The sequence below is a fragment of the Pseudomonas sp. NY15354 genome (assembly GCF_048068075.1).
Lineage (GTDB): Bacteria > Pseudomonadota > Gammaproteobacteria > Pseudomonadales > Pseudomonadaceae > Aquipseudomonas > Aquipseudomonas guariconensis_C.
In genome coordinates this window covers 1-20,552 of record NZ_JBLUPV010000050.1, presented here as the reverse complement: position 1 = coordinate 20,552, position 20,552 = coordinate 1, and the positions used below count along the sequence as shown (strand labels likewise).

Below are 20,552 nucleotides of genomic sequence, written 5' to 3'. Positions count from 1 at the left end.
ACTACTACAACCATGCCCGCATCAAACCGAAGCTCAATGGCCTGAGTCCTGTCGCATACAGGACTCAGGTTGCTGGCTAGAATTGTCCAACTTTTGGGGGGCAGTCCAGGTACGGCGGTGCCCCTGTGGGAGCGGGTTTACCCGCGAAAAGGGTGGCACGGTAGGCCTGAAATAGCAGGCTTCGTGGGAGCTGGCCAAGCCTGCGATAGGCTGCACAGCAGCCCCAAGCCCTCAGGCCGGTTTCATCACCAGAACCCCCAACGGCGGCAGGTTCAGGGCCAGCGACAACGGCTGCCCATGGCTGGCCACCTGCTCGCTGGTCACCACACCCAGATTGCCCACATTCGACCCGGCATACAGTTCGGCATCGCTGTTGAGCAGCTCCTGCCAGCACTCGCCGAACGGCACGCCGATGCGGTAGCCCTCGCGCGGCACCGGGGTGAAGTTGGCCACCACCAACAGCGGCTCCCCGGCGCTGCTCCAGCGCAGCCAGGCATACACGCTGTTGTGCGCATCATCGCCGATCAGCCACTGGAAGCCCTGGGGCTGGCAGTCCTGTTCGTGCAGCGAGGGCAGCTCGCGGTACAGGCGGTTGAGGTCGCTCACCAGGCGCTGCACGCCTTGGTGCTCGGGGTACTGCAACAAGTACCAGTCCAACTGATGATCGTGGTTCCACTCGCGCCACTGGCCGAACTCGCAGCCCATGAACAGCAGCTTCTTGCCGGGGTGGGTCCACATGAAGGTGAGGTAGGCGCGCAGGTTGGCGAACTTCTGCCAGCGATCACCGGGCATCTTGTCGATCAGCGAATGCTTGCCATGCACCACTTCGTCGTGGGAGATCGGCAGGATGAAATGCTCGGAGTAGGCATAGATCAGGCCGAAGCTCATCTCGTTGTGGTGATAGGCGCGGTGCACTGGATCGTTCTGGATGTAGTGCAGCGTGTCGTGCATCCAGCCCATGTTCCACTTGTAGGCAAAGCCCAGCCCGCCCTGCTGCACCGGCTGGCTGACGCCGGGCCAGGCGGTGGACTCCTCGGCGATGATCAAGGCGCCTGGTGCTTCGACGGCCGCCACGCCATTGAGATGGCGGATGAAATCGATGGCTTCGAGGTTCTCGCGCCCGCCATGACGATTGGGCACCCACTCGCCGGCCTTGCGCGAGTAGTCGCGATAGAGCATCGAAGCCACGGCATCGACCCGCAGGCCATCGATGTGGAAGTGTTTGAGCCAGTGCAGCGCCGAAGCCATCATGAAGCCGCGCACTTCGTTGCGACCCAGGTTGTAGATCAGCGTGTTCCAGTCCTGGTGGAAGCCTTCCAGCGGATTGTCGTACTCGTACAGGGCGGTGCCGTCGAAACGCGCCAGGCCGTGTTCATCGGTGGGGAAATGCGCCGGCACCCAGTCCAGGAGCACACCGATACCCCCTTGGTGGCAGGCATCGACGAAGGCCGCGAAGTCTTCTGCACTGCCGTAGCGCGAGGTCGGCGCGAACAGCGACAGTGGCTGATAGCCCCAGGAGCCGCCGAACGGGTGCTCCATGATCGGTAGCAGCTCGATGTGGGTGAACCCCAGTTCCTGCACATAGGGCACCAGGCGCTCGGCCAGTTCACGCCAGTTGTAGAAGCGCGATACCTCACCCGCGTCATCGAGCTCGCAGCGCCAGGAGCCGGCGTGCAGCTCGTAGATCGACAGCGGCGCGCTGTAGGCGTGGCGCGCGGCGCGCTGCTGCATCCAGTCATGGTCCTGCCAGGTGTGCGCGAGGGGGCCGGATACCTTGGACGCCGTGCTCGGTGGTAATTCGGTGGCGCGGGCCAGGGGGTCGGCCTTGAGCGGCAGCACGCCGTCGTGGCCCAGCACCTCGAACTTGTAGGCCTCGCCCACGCCCAGGCGCGGCACGAACAGCTCCCACACGCCGGCGTCATGGCGCAGGCGCATGGGGTGGCGGCGTCCGTCCCAATTGTTGAAGTCGCCCACCACCGACACGCGCCGGGCATTGGGCGCCCACACCGAGAAGCACACGCCATCGATGCCATCGGCGCACATCGGCTGGGCGCCGAAACGCCCTGAAAGGTCCCGGTGGTTGCCTTCGGCGAACAGGTAAAGATCCATCTCGCCCAGTTGGGGGCCGAAGCTGTAGGGGTCTTCGGTGATCTGCTCCCCTCCGGCCCAGCCGATGCGCAGCAGGTATGGGTGGGCTTCGTCCAGGTGCGCGGTGAAAAGCCCAGGCAGGCTGCCCTGCACCATTTCGGCCAGCACGCGTCCATCATGGCGCGCCAGCACGTGGACACTCAGGGCATTGGGCAGGAAGGCGCGGATGGACAGCCCGCCTGCGCCATCGGCATGGGGGCCGAGCACCGCAAAGGGATTGGCGTGCTCGGCGCGGGCCAGGGCATCCAGGTCCCGTTGCCGAAGGCCGCCGTTATCACGCGTGGTTGCATTCATCTCACTGCCCCTATCCGTTGATGTTTGAAATAAATAACCCACGCCCTCGTCTGGGAGCGGGTTTATCGAGGCGTCGAACCGTCGCGAACACCGGCGGAGCCGATGCCATCCACCGAGTCGTCTGCTTCGCGGGTGAACCCGCTCCCACGGAGGACGCCTATCGTCTGCAAAGAGGCTCAGCCCTCCCCCCAAGTACTGATCAGCCCATGCAACCCATGCAAAGGCACAGCCAACCAGCCTGGCCGGTTTTCGGCTTCGTAAGTGATTTCGTAGGCGGCTTTTTCCAGGCAGAACAGCTCCAGTGCGGCGCGCTCGCCTTCGGCCTGTTCCCAGGCGTGGGGCATGGCGGCGGTGGCCAGGCCATAGGCTTCGACGAAGGCATGACGCGACTGGTGCAAGTACTGCCGGGCAACTCGCTGCCGAGCCTGGCGAGCAGCGTCGGAGAGGTCTACCGCCGAAGCGCTGCGCAAGATCATCGCTGCAGCATAGTCGAAGGAACGCAACACGCCGCTGACATCCTTGTACGGGCTGTGCTTGGCCCTGCGTGCCTCCAGCGGCCGCGCAGGCTCGCCTTCGAAATCGATCAGGTAGGCATCGCCCTGCACCACCAGCACCTGGCCCAGATGCAGGTCGCCATGCACGCGCATCAGCAGCCCTCCCTGGGCCTGGCGGGCCAGGGTGTCGATGTGCTGGGCCAGGCCGTCACGTTGTTGCGCCAGGTCGTCGACCAAGGCCTGGCTGTCGCGGTCGAGGCTGTCGCGGTGCCGGGCCAGCAGGTCCAGGGCATGGTCCAGTTGCGCGCTGATCTGCGTGCTCCAGCGGGCGCAGTCCTCGACAGTGCTCGGCTGTGGGGCGAACGCCGCGTCATCGCTGGGGGCTGCCAGCAGCAGGTGCATCTCGCCCAGGCGCTGGCCGAGCAAGGCGGCGAAGCCTGTGAGCTCCACCAAAGCGTCGGTGTGCGCCTCGGGCTCGACGCTGGCCGGCTCCATCTCGTCGCGCACGGCGCGCTCCAGCGTGTTCTGGGTCCAGTCCCAGGCGTCGCCCTGGTTGTTCAGATAGCCCTGGGCAATCATCAGTAGGTGCGGCGTGCCTTGGTCGTCGACCCGGCTGACCCAGCCCAGCAACGGCGAGATGTTGGCAAAGCCGGCGGCGGTGAGGTAGGCGCTCATCTCAAGCTCCGGGTGAATACCTGGATTGACTCGACGGATCAGCTTGAGCACCAGGCTGCCGCCCACCACCACCGAGCTGTTGGACTGCTCGGCGCTCAGATAACGCACTTCGCTTTCTTCATTGAGCGCAAGGCTGGCCAGTTGCTCGGTGCAGTCGAAACGCAGCTCACCCGCACCACACGGCAGACGGGTGCGTGCCTGGCAGTTGCTGAGCACGGCGCGGATGAACGGCTCGAGCACGAAGGCGTCGGTGATCAGCCCCACCTGCCGCCCCCGGCGTACCCGCGAGAGCGCCAGTTGCTGGGGCAAGGCGCTGTTGATCTGCTCCTCGGGCAGCAGACCGAACGGCAGCTGGTAATGCTGCACCACGCCATCACTGTGAACCTGCAGCTCACTGAGCAGCACGGGCGTGGTGGCCGTGGCCAGGCGCACGCCGTAGCTCAGGCGCACCTGGTCGATCGGCCCTTGCTTGCCGGCGAACCAGCGACGCTTGGGCAGGTACTGGGGCAGGATGGTGGTTTCCAGAGTGTCGCTGGAGGGTGCGTCGAGCAGCTCTTCCATACGCTTGCGCAGCACCAGGGTGGTCAACTCCGGCAAGCCTTCGCTCGGCTCGATGTGCCAGCTGGGCATGCGGTCCCGCGAGGCCAGCAGGAACCAATAGAAGCCATAAGGTGGCAGCGTGAGCAGGAATGGCAACTGGCCGATGGGCGGGAAGGCACTGCCGCCGAGCATCTCCACCGGCACCTTGTCGGCGTAGGCGGACAGCTCCAATTCGGCGGCCTGGGCTGCACGCGAGACGTTGGCCACGCACAGGACGATTTCGCTGTTGCCCTCGGCATCGGTGTACTCGCGCAAGTAAGCGAGGATGCGTCGATTGCTGGGGGTCAGCATCTTCAGGGTGCCGCGGCCAAAGGCCTTTTGCTGCTTACGCACCGCCAGCAGGCGGCGGTTCCAGTTGAGCAGCGAGTGCGGATCGTGGGACTGGGCCTCGACGTTGACAGTCTGGTAGCCATAGAGCGGGTCCATGATCGGCGGCAACACCAGGCGCTGTGGATCGGCGCGGGAGAATCCGCCGTTGCGGTCCGGCGACCACTGCATGGGCGTGCGCACCCCATCGCGGTCACCCAGGTAGATGTTGTCACCCATGCCCAGCTCGTCGCCGTAATAAAGGGTCGGCGTACCGGGCATCGACAGCAGCAGGCTGGTGAGCAGCTCGATGCGCCGGCGGTCGCGCTGCAACAGCGGCGCCAGGCGCCGGCGGATGCCGAGGTTGATGCGGGCGCGGCGGTCCTCGGCGTAGTAGTTCCACAGGTAGTCGCGCTCACGGTCGGTGACCATCTCCAGGGTGAGCTCATCGTGGTTACGCAGGAAGATCGCCCATTGGCAGTTGGCCGGGATTTCCGGGGTCTGGCGCAGGATGTCGGTGATCGGGAAGCGGTCCTCCATGGCCAGTGCCATGTACATGCGCGGCATCAGCGGGAAGTGGAACGCCATGTGGCATTCGTCGCCATCGCCTTCGCCGAAATATGGCCGGGTATCTTCGGGCCATTGGTTGGCCTCGGCCAGGAGCATGCGGTCGGGGTAGTTGGCATCGATCTCCGCGCGGATCGCCTTGAGCACGTCATGGGTCTCGGGGAGGTTCTCGTTGTTGGTGCCGTCGCGCTCGATCAGGTAGGGGATAGCATCCAGACGCAGGCCGTCGACACCCAGGTCGAGCCAAAAGCGCATGACGCCGATCACGGCCTTCATCACCTGTGGGTTGTCGAAGTTCAGGTCCGGCTGGTGCGAATAGAAGCGGTGCCAGAAGTACTGGCCGGCGACCGGGTCCCAGGTCCAGTTGGACTTCTCGGTGTCCAGGAAGATGATCCGCGTGCCGTCGTACTTCTGATCGTTGTCCGACCAGACGTAGAAGTCCCGGGCCTTGCTGCCAGGCTTGGCATGCCGGGCGCGCTGGAACCAAGGGTGCTGGTCGCTGGTGTGGTTGATGACCAGCTCCGTGATCACCCGCAGGCCGCGCTTGTGGGCCTCGGCGATGAAACGACGGGCATCGGCCAGGGTGCCATAGTCGCTGTGCACGGCCTTGTACTCGGCGATGTCGTAGCCATCATCGCGCCGTGGCGAGGGGTAGAACGGCAGCAGCCAGAGGGTGTTGACGCCCAGTTCGGCGATGTAGTCGAGCTTGCCGATCAACCCGGCGAAATCACCGATGCCGTCGTTGTTCGAGTCGAAGAAGGACTTGATGTGCAGCTGGTAGATCACTGCGTCCTTGTACCACAGCGGGTCGTCGATGAAGGCTTGTGGGCGGGAACGCTTGGCCATGGGCGACTCCTTTCAATTCGGATTCAGCTTGCAACGGTTGTCCGGTGGCGCTTGTGGGAGCGGTTCCGCGAATACGGGTGGTGCTCCTGCTGGCGCGTTCGCGGGTAAACCCGCTCCACAGGGGACGCCGTTCTAGTGGGCTTTTTCGATTCGCCAGATGCCGAACGGCAGATGCCAGGGCTCGATGCGCATCCACTGGGTCTTGCCGTGCCAGGTCCAGCGGTGGCCGTTCATCAGGTCCTCGCCGAGGGTGTCGGCGTTGTCGTCCAGGCCCAGCTCCCACAGCGGCAGTTCGAAGTGCGCCTGCTGGGCGTTGTAGGGGTCGAGGCTGATGGCCACCAGGATGTAGTTATCCCGCTCGGGCGTGCGCTTGGCGAAATACAGGATGTTGTCGTTCCAGCAGTTGAAGAATTCGACGCCCAGGTGGGTTTGCAGGGCGCGGTTCTGCCGGCGGATGCGGTTGAGCTGGGCGATTTCGGCGATGATGTTGCCGGGCTGGGTGAAGTCCCGCGGGCGGATTTCGTACTTCTCCGAATCCAGGTATTCCTCCTTGCCCGGCAGCGGCGTGCCTTCGCACAGCTCGAAACCCGAATACATGCCCCACAGCCCCGACCCCATGGTCGCCAGGGCGGCGCGGATCAGAAAGCCGGCGCGCCCGGAGGTCTGCAGGAAATAGGGGTTGATGTCCGGCGTGTTGACGAAGAAGTTCGGCCGGTAGCAGTGGCACCACGGTGGCTGGTTGAGCTGCTGGAAATACTCGCGCAGCTCCTGCTTGGTGTTGCGCCAGGTGAAGTAGGTGTAGCTCTGGGCGTAGCCGACCTTGCCCAGGCGCGCCATCATCGCCGGGCGGGTGAAGGCCTCGGCGAGGAAGATCACATCGGGGTAGCGGCTGCGCACATTGGCGATCAGCCATTGCCAGAACGGCAGCGGCTTGGTGTGCGGGTTGTCGACGCGGAAGGTGCGCACGCCCTCCTCGACCCAGCCGACCACCACGTCACGCAAAGCCAGCCACAAGGAAGGCACGGCCTCGGCGGCATAGAAGTCGACGTTGACGATGTCCTGGTATTTTTTCGGCGGGTTCTCGGCGTAGCGGATGGTGCCGTCGGGGCGCCAGCTGAACCAGCCGGGATGTTCACTCAGCCAGGGGTGGTCCTGGGAACACTGGATGGCGAAGTCCAGGGCGATTTCCAGGCCATGCTCGGCGGCAGCGGCCACCAGGCGGCGAAAATCCTCACGGCTGCCCAGCTGCGGGTGGATGGCATCGTGGCCGCCTTCGGGGCTGCCGATGGCATACGGGCTGCCTGGATCACCCGGCTCGGCCTGCAAGGCATTGTTGCGGCCCTTGCGGTGCTTGGCACCGATGGGGTGGATGGGCGGGAAGTACAGCACGTCGAAACCCATGTCTCGGATCATCGGCAGGCGCTGGTGCACATCGTTGAAGGTGCCGTGGCGCTCGGCGCTGTCGGTGATCGAACGCGGAAAGAGTTCGTACCAACTGGCGAACAGGGCCTGCTCGCGGTCCACATCCACGGGGAACTCGACACTGCGGGTCAGGTAGCTACGGTGCTCGGCGTCGACCATCAGCGCGGCGGTACCAGGGTGCAGCAACAGCGCCACCTGGTCATCGGCGGTCAGTGTCGGGAGGCGTTGCTGGAGCTGTTCGAGCTGCTCGTGCAGCGGGCCGCTGCTGCGCTCGACCCCCTTGCCCAGCAGCAACCGGCCCTCCTCCAGTTCGAGCTTGATGTCGACACCGGCGTGATACTTCTTCTCAAGGTCGTGGCAGTAAGTGGCGAAAGGATCGATCCAAGCCTCGATGCAGAACAGGTGCAGGCCCAGTTCGAGCGGCGTGAACTCGGCGAGCCACAGGTCATTGCCAGGTGAATGCATGGGCACGGTGTGCCAGCGCCGGCTGTGGGCCTGGCGCCAGTGCAGGACCACCGCCAGACGATCATGGCCGTCGCTGTAGACCTTGCTGCTCACCGCCACGCGCTGGCCACGTACCGCCTTGGTGGCGAAAGTGCCAGCATCGAGTACCGGTTGCGTGTCTTCGACCACGATACGCGGCGCCAGCAGCGCCTGGGACAGGCTCAGGGCCTGATCCGGGTGATCGTTGGCCATGGGCACGCTATCGAACGGCTCATTTCCGGACATCGAACCATGCTCCCTTTTGCAGTGGCGGTAAGGGTTCAGAGCCGCGGGCGCTGCCTGGGGTTCAAAAAAATGAGCGAACGGTGCAGGGCGAAGTCAAAGCCTGCAACGACGCTTGATTCCCATGGGAGGCCTGGCATGAACATTCCCATTCCACCGGAGACGCCCGACCCGAACATCGACGCCCCCACCCTGCCACCGCGTTTGCCGGAGGAAGAGCCGGACGAGCTGCCGATCAAACCGACCGTGCCGCCGACCGTGGGGGATCCGCCGAGCGAGGAGCCACCGGTGAAAGGCAAAGGATAGACAAGGTCATGTGACAAGCACGGTATGGAAAGTGGGAACGCGGGGCGGCGGTGCTCTGAATCACACCGCCGTACCTGTGTGGAGCTGGCGGAGCCTGCGCCGGCCCCCACCGGGATTGCGTCGTTCTCACGACTTACGCGGTCCTTGTGGGAGCGGCTCTACCCGCGAAGCAATCGCCACGGAGCAAGACCGTTGCGCCCAAGGAGGGGGTGATACCGAAAATCGGCTACAGATTGATCTCAGCGATGCTGATCTCGCGCATGCGGAACTTCTGCACCTTCCCGGTCACCGTCATCGGGAACTCCTCGACGAAGCGGTAATGACGCGGCACCTTGAAATGAGCGATGCGCGCCTTGCACCAGCCCTGCAGCTCTTCGGCCGTGGCGCTGTGCCCGGGGTGCAGCTTGATCCAGGCCACCACTTCTTCGCCATAGCGACTGCAGGGAATGCCGATCACTTGGGCATCGGCCACGGCGGGGTGGGTATAGAAGAACTCCTCCAGCTCGCGCGGATAGATGTTCTCACCCCCGCGAATGATCATGTCCTTGTTGCGTCCGACGATGCGCACGTAGCCCTGCTCGTCCATCACCGCCAGGTCGCCCGAATGCATCCAGCCGGCCGGATCGATAGCGTCCTGGGTGGCTTGCGCGTTGTTCCAGTAGCCGAGCATCACGCTGTAGCCGCGTGTGCACAGCTCGCCGATTTCGCCACGCGGGACGATGTTGCCGTGCTCGTCCACCAGCTTGCTTTCCAGTTGCGGCTGGGTGCGCCCGACCGTGGTCACGCGCAGCTCCAGCTCGTCGTCCGGGCCGGTCTGCAACGACACCGGGCTGGTCTCGGTCATGCCGTAGGCGATCTGCACCTGGGCCATGTGCATCTGCTCGATCACCCGGCGCATCACTTCGATCGGGCAGGTGGCCCCGGCCATGATGCCGCTGCGCAAGCTGGAGAGGTCCAGATCGGCGCGACCGGGATGATCGAGCATGGCGATGAACATCGTCGGCACGCCATAGAGAATGCTCGCGCGCTCCTCGGCCACGGCCTTCAGGGTCAGGCCCGGGTCGAAGGCATCGTTGGGATAGATCATGGTACTGCCATGGGTGATGCAGCCCAGGTTGGCCATGACCATGCCGAAGCAATGGTACAGCGGCACGGGGATCACCATGCGATCCTGCGCCGTCAGGCCCAGGCTCGCACCGACCATGTAGCCATTGTTGAGGATGTTGTAGTGGCTGAGCGTGGCGCCCTTGGGCGCGCCGGTGGTGCCGGAGGTGTACTGGATGTTCACCGGCTGGTCGAACTGCAGGCTGCGCTGACGGGCCTCGAAGGCGGCAAGGTCGGTCTGCCCTGCCCGCTCGATCAGGCGAGCCCAGGGCAGGAAGCCGGCGGGCGGGTTGGCGGCAAGGCTGATCACCCCGCGCAATGCAGGCAGCCGCTCGCAGGTCAGCTGACCGGGCGTGCTGGTGTGCAGTTCAGGTGCCAAATCCAGCAGCATGGCGTGGTAGTCGGAGGTCTTGAAGGCATCGGCGCACACCAGCCAGCTGCACCCGGACTGGCGCAGCACGTACTCCAGCTCGCCGACCCGGTAGGCCGGGTTGATGTTGACCAGGATCGCGCCGACCTTGGCGCTGGCCAATTGCAGGATGCACCATTGGGCACAGTTGGGCGCCCAGATCCCGACTCGGTCGCCCAGCTGCACACCCAGCGTCATCAGCGCTCGGGCATGGCCATCGACGGTCTCGGCCAGTTGCCGCCAGCTGTAGCGCTGCCCCTGGTGGCGAACGACCAAGGCTTCGCCGTCGGGGTGGCGGGCCACGGTGGCATCGAAGGCCTGGCCGATGGTCAGGGTCAACAACGGGCGGTCCTGACGACCGCGGGTGTAGCTTGGTTGACTCATGAATGTCCCTTCTTGTGGTTGTTCTGGGCATGACTGAAGCAAGCGACGCTACTCTGGCGCAGATTTACGTTAACGTAAAGGTCACAGGTCGATTGACAGTGCCGAGCGCCATGTTTACGTTAACGTAAAGGTGAAAAACGATATCGGGCTGGACGGCGTACCACCAATCCTGTGCGAGCGGGCAACCCTCGCTCCACAGGGCTGGCGCAAAGCCCTTGAGCTACGGTGTAACCCAACTTCAAGAACAAGAAGGTGCCCCCGCATGCATTACCCCACCCTGAACTTCGCCCTGGGCGAAACCATCGACATGCTCCGCGACCAGGTGCGCACCTTCGTTGCCGCCGAACTGGCCCCCCGCGCCGCTCAGATCGACCACGACAACCTGTTCCCCGCCGACATGTGGCGCAAGTTCGGCGACATGGGCCTGCTGGGCATCACCGTGCCGGAGGAGTACGGCGGCGCCGGCCTGGGATACCTGGCCCACGTGGTCTCGATGGAGGAAATCAGCCGCGGCTCGGCCTCGGTGGCCCTCTCCTATGGCGCCCACTCCAACCTGTGCGTCAACCAGATCAACCGCAACGGCACCCATGAGCAGAAGCTCAAGTACCTGCCCAAGCTGATCAGCGGCGAGCACATCGGTGCCCTGGCCATGAGCGAGCCCAACGCCGGCTCCGACGTGGTGTCGATGAAACTGCGCGCCGAGAAGCGCGGCGATCATTACGTGCTCAACGGCAGCAAGACCTGGATCACCAACGGCCCAGATGCCAACACCTATGTGATCTACGCCAAGACTGACCTGGACAAGGGCCCTCACGGCATCACCGCGTTCATCGTCGAGCGCGACTGGAAAGGCTTCTCGCGCAGCAACAAGTTCGACAAGCTGGGCATGCGCGGCTCCAACACCTGCGAGCTGTTCTTCGATGGTGTGGAGGTCCCCCAGGAAAACATCCTCGGCCAACTCAACGGCGGCGTGCGTGTGCTGATGAGCGGCCTGGACTACGAGCGCGTGGTCCTCTCCGGCGGCCCGACCGGCATCATGCAGGCCTGCATGGACCTGGTGGTGCCCTACATCCATGACCGCAAGCAGTTCGGCCAAAGCATCGGCGAGTTCCAGCTGATCCAGGGCAAGATCGCCGACATGTACACCCAGCTCAACGCCAGCCGCGCCTACCTCTATGCCGTAGCCCAGGCCTGCGACCGTGGCGAGACCACCCGCAAGGACGCTGCCGGGGTCATCCTCTATACCGCCGAGCGCGCCACTCAAATGGCCCTGGAGGCGATCCAGATCCTCGGTGGCAACGGCTATATCAACGAATTCCCGGCAGGTCGCCTGCTGCGCGACGCCAAGCTGTACGAAATCGGCGCCGGCACCAGCGAGATCCGCCGGATGCTGATCGGTCGCGAACTGTTCAACGAAACCCGCTGAGCACGAGGAACCGGCGTCCATGGCTATCCTGCACACCCAGATCAACCCGCGTTCGACGGAGTTCTCCGCCAACAGCGCGGCCATGCTCGAACAGGTCCAGGCCCTGCGTACCCTGCTCGCCCAGGTCAGTCAGGGCGGTGGCCCCAAGGCCCAGGAGCGGCATACGTCGCGAGGCAAACTGCTGCCTCGCGAGCGCATCGATCGCCTGCTCGACCCGGGCTCGCCCTTCCTCGAGATCGGCCAACTGGCTGCCCATCAGGTCTATGGCGAGGACGTACCCGCCGCGGGCGTGATCGCCGGCATCGGTCGTATCGAAGGGGTCGAGTGCATGATCGTGGCCAACGACGCCACGGTCAAAGGCGGCTCCTACTACCCGCTGACGGTGAAAAAACACCTGCGCGCCCAGGCCATCGCCCTGCAGAACCGCCTGCCGTGCATCTACTTGGTGGACTCCGGTGGCGCCAACCTGCCCCGCCAGGACGAGGTCTTCCCCGACCGCGAGCACTTCGGGCGAATCTTCTTCAACCAGGCCAACATGAGCGCGCTGGGCATCCCGCAGATCGCCGTGGTCATGGGCTCGTGCACCGCTGGCGGTGCCTATGTGCCGGCCATGGCCGACGAAGCGATCATGGTGCGCCAGCAGGCGACCATCTTCCTCGCCGGCCCGCCTTTGGTGAAAGCCGCCACCGGTGAGGTGGTCAGTGCCGAGGACCTGGGCGGTGCCGACGTGCACTGCCGCATCAGCGGCGTGGCCGACCACTACGCCGACAACGATGAACACGCCCTGGCCCTGGCCCGTCGCAGCGTGGCCAACCTCAACTGGCGCAAGCTCGGCCAACTGCAGCGCCAGGCGCCCATCGCCCCGCTGTATGACGCCCAGGAGCTGTACGGTGTGGTCCCGGCCGATGCCAAGCAACCGTTCGATGTGCGCGAAGTCATCGCACGCCTGGTCGACGGCTCGGTGTTCGATGAATTCAAAGCCTTGTTCGGCACCACCCTGGTGTGCGGCTTCGCCCACCTGCATGGCTACCCGGTGGCGATCCTGGCCAACAACGGCATCCTGTTCGCCGAGGCCGCGCAAAAAGGCGCGCACTTCATCGAACTGGCCTGCCAACGCGGCATTCCGTTGCTGTTCCTGCAGAACATCACAGGCTTCATGGTCGGCAAAAAGTATGAAGAAGGCGGCATCGCCAAGCACGGCGCCAAACTGGTGACTGCGGTGGCCTGCGCCCAGGTGCCGAAGTTCACCGTGATCATCGGTGGCAGCTTCGGCGCCGGCAACTACGGCATGTGCGGCCGCGCCTATGACCCGCGCTTCTTGTGGATGTGGCCCAACGCACGCATTGGCGTGATGGGCGCGGAACAGGCTGCCGGCGTGCTGGCCCAGGTCAAGCGCGAGCAGAGCGAACGCGCCGGTACGGCCTTCAGCGCCGAGGAAGAAGCCAAGCTCAAGCAGCCGATCCTCGACCAGTACGAGCGCCAGGGCCACCCCTACTACTCCAGCGCACGGCTGTGGGACGACGGCGTCATCGACCCGGCGCAGACCCGCGACGTGCTCGGCCTGGCGTTGTCCGCCGCGCTGAACGCCCCGATCGAACCGACCCGCTTCGGCATTTTCCGGATGTGACCCATGAGCGATTTCAGCACCCTGGAAGTCATCAAGGATCCTCGCGGTTTCGCCACCCTGTGGCTGAGCCGCGAAGACAAGAACAACGCCTTCAATGCGCAGATGATCCGCGAACTGATCGTCGCCCTGGACCAGCTCGCCGAGGACACCAGCCTGCGCTTCGTGCTGCTGCGCGGCCGGGGTCGGCATTTCAGCGCAGGTGCGGATCTGGCCTGGATGCAACAATCGGCGCAGCTGGACTTCAACACCAACCTGGACGACGCCCGGGAGCTGGGCGAGCTGATGTATGCCCTGCACCGGCTCAAGACACCCACCCTGGCGGTGGTGCAAGGCGCGGCCTTCGGCGGCGCCCTGGGCCTGATCAGTTGCTGTGACATGGCCATCGGCGCCGAGGACGCGCAACTGTGCCTTTCAGAAGTGCGCATCGGCCTTGCCCCAGCGGTGATCAGCCCGTTCGTGGTCAAGGCCATCGGCGAGCGTGCCGCCCGCCGCTATGCCCTGACCGCCGAGCGCTTCAGCGGCGTGCGCGCCCGCGAGCTCGGTTTGCTGGCCGAGGTCTATCCGGCCAGCGAGCTGGACGCTCAGGTCGAGGCCTGGATCGACAATCTGTTGCTCAACAGCCCCCAAGCCCTGCGTGCCACCAAGGACCTGCTGCGCGAAGTCGACGATGGCGAACTGAGCCCGGCCCTGCGCCGTTACTGCGAGAACACCATCGCCCGCATCCGCGTCAGCCCCGAAGGCCAGGAGGGCCTGCGCGCCTTCCTGGAAAAACGCCGCCCCGCCTGGCAAGCCAACGAGAAGGAACCGCGCCCATGAGCCGCCCCACCCTGACCACCCTGCTGGTCGCCAACCGCGGCGAGATCGCCTGCCGGGTCATGCGCACCGCCAAGGCCATGGGCCTGACCACCGTCGCCGTGCACAGCGCCACCGACCGCGACGCCCGCCACAGCCGCGAGGCAGACATCCGCATCGACCTGGGCGGCACCAAGGCTGCCGAAAGCTACCTGGTGATCGACAAGCTCATCGCCGCCGCCAAGGCCAGCGGCGCCCAGGCCATCCACCCGGGCTATGGCTTTCTCTCGGAGAACGCAGGGTTTGCCCGCGCCATCGAACAAGCCGGGCTGATCTTCCTCGGCCCACCGGCCAGCGCCATCGACGCAATGGGCAGCAAATCGGCGGCCAAAGCGCTGATGGAAAGCGCCGGTGTCCCCCTGGTGCCGGGTTATCACGGCGATGCCCAGGACCTGGAAACCTTCCGCGCCGCCGCAGAGCGTATCGGCTACCCCGTGCTGCTCAAGGCCAGTGCTGGCGGCGGCGGCAAGGGCATGAAGGTGGTCGAGGAAGAAAGCCAGTTGGCCGACGCCCTGGCCTCGGCGCAGCGTGAGGCGCAATCGTCGTTCGGCGATGCACGCATGCTGGTGGAAAAATACGTGCTCAAGCCTCGCCACGTGGAAATCCAGGTGTTCGCCGATCAGCACGGCAACTGCCTCTACCTCAACGAGCGCGACTGCTCGATCCAGCGCCGTCACCAGAAGGTGGTCGAAGAAGCCCCTGCCCCGGGCCTGTCTGCCGACCTGCGCCAGGCCATGGGTGAGGCGGCGGTACGCGCCGCTCAGGCCATCGGCTATGTCGGCGCCGGTACAGTGGAGTTCCTGCTCGATGCCCGCGGCGAGTTCTTCTTCATGGAGATGAACACCCGCCTGCAAGTGGAACACCCGGTCACCGAAGCCATCACTGGCCTGGACTTGGTGGCCTGGCAGATTCGCGTGGCCTGTGGCGAGCCGCTGCCGATCACCCAGGCACAGGTGCCGCTGATCGGTCATGCCATCGAAGTGCGGTTGTACGCCGAAGATCCGGCCAATGAGTTCCTGCCGGCCACAGGCACCCTGGCGCTGTACCGCGAATCGGCCCCAGGCGAAGGCCGCCGGGTGGACAGCGGCGTCAGTGAGGGGGATGTCGTCTCGCCGTTCTACGACCCCATGCTGGGCAAGCTGATTGCCTGGGGCCAGGACCGCGAACAAGCCCGCCTGCGTCTTCTGGCCATGCTCGATGAGTTCGCCATCGGCGGGCTGAAGACCAACATCGCTTTCCTGCGCCGCATCCTGGCGCACCCGGCCTTCGCCGCGGCCGAACTGGACACAGGCTTCATTCCACGTCACCAGGCCGAGCTGTTGCCAGCACCCGCTGCCTTGCCAGCGGACTTCTGGCAAGCCGCTGCCGAGGCCTGGCTGCAGGGCAGCCCCACACTACAGCGCCAGGACGATCCCAGCTCGCCCTGGGCACGGCATGATGGCTTGCGCCTGGGACTGCCGGCGCGCAGCAGCCTGCACCTGGTCAGTGGTGGGCAGGATCAGGCGGTGGCCTTGGAATACAGCGCACCATCCACCTGGCAACTGCAGGGTGAGCACCTGTGCCATGAGCACGATGGCCTGCGTCGCCGCCACCTGGCCATTCGCCGGGGCGATGCCCTGTATCTGCAATGGAATGGCGAAATGCACGCGGTCAGCGCCTACGACCCGATTGCCGAGGCCGAAGCCAGCCACAGCCACCAAGGCGGCCTGAGCGCGCCCATGAACGGCAGTATCGTGCGTGTGCTGGTGGAACCGGGCCAGGCCGTGGAGGCTGGCACCGCGCTGGTGGTGCTCGAAGCGATGAAGATGGAACACAGCATCCGCGCGCCCCATGACGGCACGGTCAAGGCGCTGTTCTGCCAGGAGGGAGATATGGTCAGCGAAGGGTCGGTGCTGGTGGAGTTGACGGAGTAAGCACAAAGGGGCCGCTATCCTGCCCACGATAGGAGGATAGCGGCCTCTGCAAATCAGAACTTGCCGTGCACCCGGACCACGACTCCGAGAAACTCGCAGCCCTCTTCGCACAGGACAGTGGGGTAGCGGGTGTTGAGCGGCCTGAGCATTCGCTCCCCCCCTTCCTCGATCAGTTGCCTCAGCACCGCGGCCTTCCCCGGTTGGCGGGCGATCACCAGTTTGCCAGGTATCACATCCAGACCGGTATCCACCAGGATGAGCATCCCCTGAGGCACACTCGTACCGCTTGCGGCATTCATCGAGTCGTTTTCAACCGGTAGCCAGAATGCGTTACCGGCTGGCATGTAGTCGCTCTGCTCATGCACATCGGCGGTTTCAGGCAATGTGCCCTGTAGATCGCTCCAAGCCAGCACCGGAAGTCGAAAACTGGCATAGCGCAAGGCTTCGCCCGATATCGGCCGTCCTGGCGCGTAGACCCCAGGCGTTTCACGCAACAGGTTGCGCTCCACCACCATGACTTGAGCCTGCAGGTACACCAACCCGAGCTTTTCCAGCTTTTCGTTGATCGTCGCCAGCGTGGGTTTTCGGGTACCGCGCAACCAATGACCTACACCGCCCTGGGTCATCCCCAGACGTTCGGCGAGCTTGAGCTGGTTGAGCTTGTGTTCACGCTTGTAGCGCGCGAGAAATTCGTTCCAGTTTTCCATGGCGGAGAACAATACGGACTGCACCTGCCGCATCAATACACATCCCGAATTATCTTCAATGAGATAAATAATACATGCTGACCTATGCTCCGTATTCACCACTCCCAAGTGAATCTCAACAGGTATCAGGATGAAACCATCGAAAAACGACGAAACAGATCTCGACAGCGAAGCAGCCCGCCGCGCCCTGGACTACTACCTCAATCCCTCCCCGCCCCGGCCCAATCTGGACACCAAGATCTGGACACTGCACGAAGGCGTAAGCGCCGTACAGGCCCGTGACCATGCCCTGGCTCTGTTGCGCTGTGCGGCGGCCACCGCCCACGAAACCGCCAATCACCAGCCCCAAGGCATGACCCGGGAAGTGATGTTCGCCTTGATGCACATGATGAATATGGCCAGGGCGCTGCTGGAGCATGAGCAGGCGTCAGGAAAGACCGAAAGATGAAGGAGACGTGATAGCCGACGAGCGGTGAAGAGCCCGTTTTTCGGCAATTGAGACATGACCCGGTAATATTTTTTTACCAGGTAGGAGAAAATTCATTTGACTGGCAAATGATAACGATTATTAATGCGCTCAGCTGGTCGCGAGACCCGCTGGATAACCTGACAGCCCTTAGGTCGGACTCTCAGATTATCTCCTCATCAGGCTAATCACGGTTTTTGACCCGGCTTTTTGCCGGGTCTTTTTTTGGCTCTTCAGGCTAATGAAGATCGGTACCGCTTGATGGTCACGATGATAGCAAAGGTGTGTCAATTCGTGAACGGGTGTTACAGCGTTTTGCGAAATCAGCACTTGAGAATCAATATCGTTACGACTAATCTATCGGCGCATCAAGGAAGATGCCCCCTCCTCCCACCTTGAGCAAGGAGCTGTCCATGGCCCGTCTGCTACTGCCCCTTGAACAAGACACCGCCCCGCGAGCACCTCACGTAGACGCCCAGCTCCACGCCCTGAAGCGCTTGCCCCGACGCGTGCAACAGGTCTTTCTGCTCAATCGCCTCGACCAACTGGACCTGGCCAGCATCGCCCAGCGCCTCGACCTGCCCTTGCTGGCCGTCGAGCGCCACCTGAACCAAGCCCTACAGACCACCTGCGCACCAGGCAACGCCCTCGCCCGTACTGCAGGACAGTGGTACATCCACTTGCAAAGTCCGGAAGCCACCGCCTGCGAACGTATCGATTTTCGCCGCTGGCTGGACACCGTTCCGGACCACCTGCACGCCTTCCACGACACCGAACTGCGCTGGCGCAGCCTGCTCGCCCCTGCTCGCCAGTTGGGCCATGACGGCTGGTACCGCCATGGCCGGGCGGCATTGTCGCTGGGCGGCTGCTCGGTGGCCGTCGGCCTGGGCGTTGCGGCACTGGCGCTTTTCGCGTTCTGGGCCTGATCCCACCAACTGCGTTGTATTGCCTATTCGCGGGCAAACCCGCTCGACGGTGATCTTGGTAGGAGCGGGTTTACCCGCGAATGAGTTCGGCCCTGCAATCCAGAGCAGCCGCCCTCGCCGCTTACAGCCCAGCCATTTCCTACAAGGATTTAGTCACCCAGCATTCGAGCCAAGCGGTGTAGAGTAACGCCACAACAAAGCCACAGGAGTCTGGCAATGACCGTGACGCTGTCCCCGCTGCAGATCGACTGCGATTTCGATTCCGGCAATATTCAGGTACTGGACACCCGCGACCCGAGCCGGGTGCGCCTGGCGATCCGCCCCGACACCAACAGTGGCCATTTCCAGTGGTTCCACTTCAAGGCCAGTGGCCTGACGCCGGGCCATACCCACCGTTTCAGCCTGGACAACGCCAGCCAGTCCTCCTACAACAAGGCCTGGCACGGCTATCAAGCCGTGGCGTCCTATGATCAGCAGCACTGGTTTCGCATCCCCAGCCAGTTCGACGGCCAAGCCTTGGTGTTCGAACTGCAAGCCCAAGCCCCCCAAGCCTGGTTCGCCTATTTCGAACCCTACCCGCGTGCCCGCCACAACCAACTGATCGAACGCGCCAAGCAACTGCCGAATGTCGAGCTGCTGGCCTGTGGTCGTAGCGTGCAAGGCCGCGACATCCCGCTGCTGCGCGCAGGCGACGGCGCACCGGGTAAACGCAAGCTGTGGCTGATCGCCCAGCAGCATCCGGGCGAGCACATGGCCGAGTGGTTCATGGAGGGCGTGATCGACCGCCTGCAAGCCAACGACAGCACCGTCCAGGCGCTGCTGGCCGCTGCCGACCTGTACCTGATACCCAACATGAACCCTGATGGCGCCTTCCTCGGCCACCTGCGCACCAACTTCAAGGGCAAGGACCTCAACCGCGCCTGGCAGGATGCCAGCGTCGAGCTCAGCCCCGAGGTGTTCTTCGCCCAGAGCCAGATGAAGCAACACGGTGTGGATGCGTTCATCGACGTCCACGGCGATGAGGAAATCCCCCACGTCTTCACCGCTGCCTGTGAAGGCAATCCGGGCTATTCGCCACGTCTGGCGAAGCTGGAAGAGCAGTTCCGTACGACGCTTTGCAGCATCACCCCGGACTTCCAGACCGTGCATGGCTATACCCGCGACGAGCCTGGCCAGGCCAACATGACCCTGGCCTGCAATGCCGTGGGCCAGGCCTATGACTGCCTGTCGCTGACGCTGGAGATGCCCTTCAAGGACCACGACGACGCGCCCAACGCCATCACTGGCTGGTCGGGCGAGCGTTCCAAAGCGCTGGCCGGTGCAGTGCTGGAAACCTTGTCGAAGATGGTCAAGGATTTGCGTTAAAGCCTCGTCTGACGCGATCGCGGGACAAGCCCGCTCCTACAGGGAGCCAGTGCTGCGCCTTGTTCCGCGATGGCGGCCGGATTGGCGCCACGAAACCGAATGGTTTGAAAACGAAAGACTAGAAAGGGACTGTGCGCTACGCACACATAAAATCGAGAGGGATTTTTGAGAGAAATGGCAGGGGCGGCTGGATTCGAACCAACGCATGGCAGGATCAAAACCTGCTGCCTTACCGCTTGGCGACGCCCCTGTAATCGGATGCGACGAGTGCAGAAGCACTGTCGCTCTGACGGTTCGCTGACAACGACGTTGAGCCGCTGTGCTGGAATGGGCGGCACTATACCAACACTCTCTTTACCTGGGAACCCCTGGAGTGAAAAAAATTGCCTTAAAACAGCAAGTTAGTTCCCAGACCTGGTTCAGCATCGCAATCTGCCCTGGCCATCCGTCGTATTTTTTGCGCCTCGCTTTAACAACAGCCTATTCGCCCCTTCCAATCAGGTAAGCAAAACCTGCGCATTACAAGGAGGGCGCCATGCCAGTTTCCCATGACCTTTACCAAGACCTGCACTACCCCCGCGAAATCGTTCAGCAGAGGCGCCAAGAGGACAAGGAGCTGGATCGGTTGCTGGATGAATACATGGACATCGACAACCAGGTGTTGGCCGCCGAGTCTATCTCGGCAGGCATTGCCGATGACGATGATCTGCGCCGCCTCAAGGAGCGGCGCCTGGCGGTGAAGTACATGATCGAGCGGCAGCTCGAGCGTAAGGCTTGAACGCCCTGGGGCTGCTATGCGGCCCGTTCGCGGGGCAAGCCGACTCCAGGGCTTGGTGATAGCCGTAGAAGCGGCCTCGTGCCGCGAAAGGGCCGCCAAACGGCCCCGCCCGATCTCAAGCCGACGCCAACGCCATCGCCTTGTGGGTATCGATCAGATGCTGCACCACCCCAGGATCGGCCAGCGTCGAGATATCCCCCAACGCATCGTA

16 protein-coding genes and 1 tRNA gene are annotated in these 20,552 nt (G+C 63.8%); 10 read left to right on the top strand and 7 right to left on the bottom strand.

Annotation, left to right across the window (positions count from 1 at the left end):
* Window positions 1-80: IS3 family transposase (locus ACNFCH_RS25300; RefSeq protein ID WP_416743009.1), on the top strand; the 80-nt coding region annotated here is incomplete at its 5' end.
* Window positions 81-231: 151 nt separating this feature from the next.
* Here the strand turns inward: ACNFCH_RS25300 and glgB are convergent.
* The 3 genes from glgB to ACNFCH_RS25285 all read right to left on the bottom strand — a co-directional run bounded on the left by glgB (window position 232) and on the right by ACNFCH_RS25285 (window position 8,081).
* Window positions 232-2,442, bottom strand: coding sequence for a 1,4-alpha-glucan branching protein GlgB (gene glgB / locus ACNFCH_RS25295; protein ID WP_337158999.1), 2,211 nt, complete (start codon window positions 2,440-2,442; stop codon window positions 232-234).
* A gap of 176 nt (window positions 2,443-2,618) precedes the next feature.
* Window positions 2,619-5,930, bottom strand: coding sequence for a maltose alpha-D-glucosyltransferase (gene treS / locus ACNFCH_RS25290; protein ID WP_337159000.1), 3,312 nt, complete (start codon window positions 5,928-5,930; stop codon window positions 2,619-2,621).
* A 132-nt stretch (window positions 5,931-6,062) separates the two neighbouring features.
* On the bottom strand, window positions 6,063-8,081 hold the full coding sequence (locus ACNFCH_RS25285) for an alpha-1,4-glucan--maltose-1-phosphate maltosyltransferase (protein ID WP_337159001.1): 2,019 nt from the start codon (window positions 8,079-8,081) through the stop codon (window positions 6,063-6,065).
* A gap of 135 nt (window positions 8,082-8,216) precedes the next feature.
* Between ACNFCH_RS25285 and ACNFCH_RS25280 the strand changes: the two genes are divergently transcribed.
* On the top strand, window positions 8,217-8,384 hold the full coding sequence (locus ACNFCH_RS25280; protein WP_337159002.1) for a hypothetical protein: 168 nt from the start codon (window positions 8,217-8,219) through the stop codon (window positions 8,382-8,384).
* 226 nt (window positions 8,385-8,610) lie between these two features.
* On the opposite strand, the gene ACNFCH_RS25275 is transcribed toward ACNFCH_RS25280, so the two are convergent.
* Window positions 8,611-10,281: an AMP-binding protein gene (locus ACNFCH_RS25275; protein ID WP_416744392.1), complete on the bottom strand. Its 1,671-nt coding sequence runs from the start codon at window positions 10,279-10,281 to the stop codon at window positions 8,611-8,613.
* Between the two features lie 262 nt (window positions 10,282-10,543).
* Here ACNFCH_RS25275 and ACNFCH_RS25270 point away from each other — a divergent pair, with 262 nt between their 5' ends.
* From ACNFCH_RS25270 to ACNFCH_RS25255, 4 genes are read left to right on the top strand one after another with little or no spacing between them, the layout of a single operon-like run.
* Window positions 10,544-11,707, top strand: a complete 1,164-nt coding sequence (locus ACNFCH_RS25270) for an isovaleryl-CoA dehydrogenase (protein WP_070092709.1) — start codon at window positions 10,544-10,546, stop codon at window positions 11,705-11,707.
* Window positions 11,708-11,726: 19 nt separating this feature from the next.
* Entirely contained in the window at window positions 11,727-13,334 is a 1,608-nt protein-coding gene (locus ACNFCH_RS25265; RefSeq protein WP_337159004.1) for a carboxyl transferase domain-containing protein, read from the top strand.
* A 3-nt stretch (window positions 13,335-13,337) separates the two neighbouring features.
* A complete protein-coding gene (locus ACNFCH_RS25260; RefSeq protein WP_337159005.1) occupies window positions 13,338-14,150 on the top strand; it encodes a gamma-carboxygeranoyl-CoA hydratase in 813 nt (270 codons plus the stop codon).
* Complete coding sequence (locus ACNFCH_RS25255) at window positions 14,147-16,099, top strand: acetyl/propionyl/methylcrotonyl-CoA carboxylase subunit alpha (RefSeq protein ID WP_416744389.1); 1,953 nt, start codon at window positions 14,147-14,149, stop codon at window positions 16,097-16,099. Before ACNFCH_RS25260 ends, ACNFCH_RS25255 begins: the two co-directional genes overlap by 4 nt.
* 53 nt (window positions 16,100-16,152) lie before the next feature.
* Here the strand turns inward: ACNFCH_RS25255 and ACNFCH_RS25250 are convergent, their stop codons facing one another.
* On the bottom strand, window positions 16,153-16,806 hold the full coding sequence (locus tag ACNFCH_RS25250) for a LexA family protein (RefSeq protein WP_337159009.1): 654 nt from the start codon (window positions 16,804-16,806) through the stop codon (window positions 16,153-16,155).
* A 130-nt stretch (window positions 16,807-16,936) separates the two neighbouring features.
* Between ACNFCH_RS25250 and ACNFCH_RS25245 the strand changes: the two genes are divergently transcribed.
* The 3 genes from ACNFCH_RS25245 to ACNFCH_RS25235 all read left to right on the top strand — a co-directional run bounded on the left by ACNFCH_RS25245 (window position 16,937) and on the right by ACNFCH_RS25235 (window position 19,563).
* A complete protein-coding gene (locus ACNFCH_RS25245; protein ID WP_416744387.1) occupies window positions 16,937-17,254 on the top strand; it encodes a hypothetical protein in 318 nt (105 codons plus the stop codon).
* A gap of 431 nt (window positions 17,255-17,685) precedes the next feature.
* Complete coding sequence (locus tag ACNFCH_RS25240; RefSeq protein ID WP_416744385.1) at window positions 17,686-18,198, top strand: DUF4880 domain-containing protein; 513 nt, start codon at window positions 17,686-17,688, stop codon at window positions 18,196-18,198.
* A gap of 216 nt (window positions 18,199-18,414) precedes the next feature.
* Window positions 18,415-19,563: a M14 family metallopeptidase gene (locus ACNFCH_RS25235; RefSeq protein WP_337159008.1), complete on the top strand. Its 1,149-nt coding sequence runs from the start codon at window positions 18,415-18,417 to the stop codon at window positions 19,561-19,563.
* 175 nt (window positions 19,564-19,738) lie between these two features.
* On the opposite strand, the gene ACNFCH_RS25230 is transcribed toward ACNFCH_RS25235, so the two are convergent.
* Window positions 19,739-19,813: transfer RNA gene (locus ACNFCH_RS25230), tRNA-Gln, on the bottom strand.
* A 285-nt stretch (window positions 19,814-20,098) separates the two neighbouring features.
* Here ACNFCH_RS25230 and ACNFCH_RS25225 point away from each other — a divergent pair.
* Window positions 20,099-20,341, top strand: coding sequence for a DUF465 domain-containing protein (locus tag ACNFCH_RS25225; RefSeq protein ID WP_196163993.1), 243 nt, complete (start codon window positions 20,099-20,101; stop codon window positions 20,339-20,341).
* Between the two features lie 115 nt (window positions 20,342-20,456).
* Here the strand turns inward: ACNFCH_RS25225 and ACNFCH_RS25220 are convergent.
* Window positions 20,457-20,552 (bottom strand): hypothetical protein (locus ACNFCH_RS25220; protein WP_416742658.1); only part of this gene is annotated, 96 nt, incomplete at its 5' end.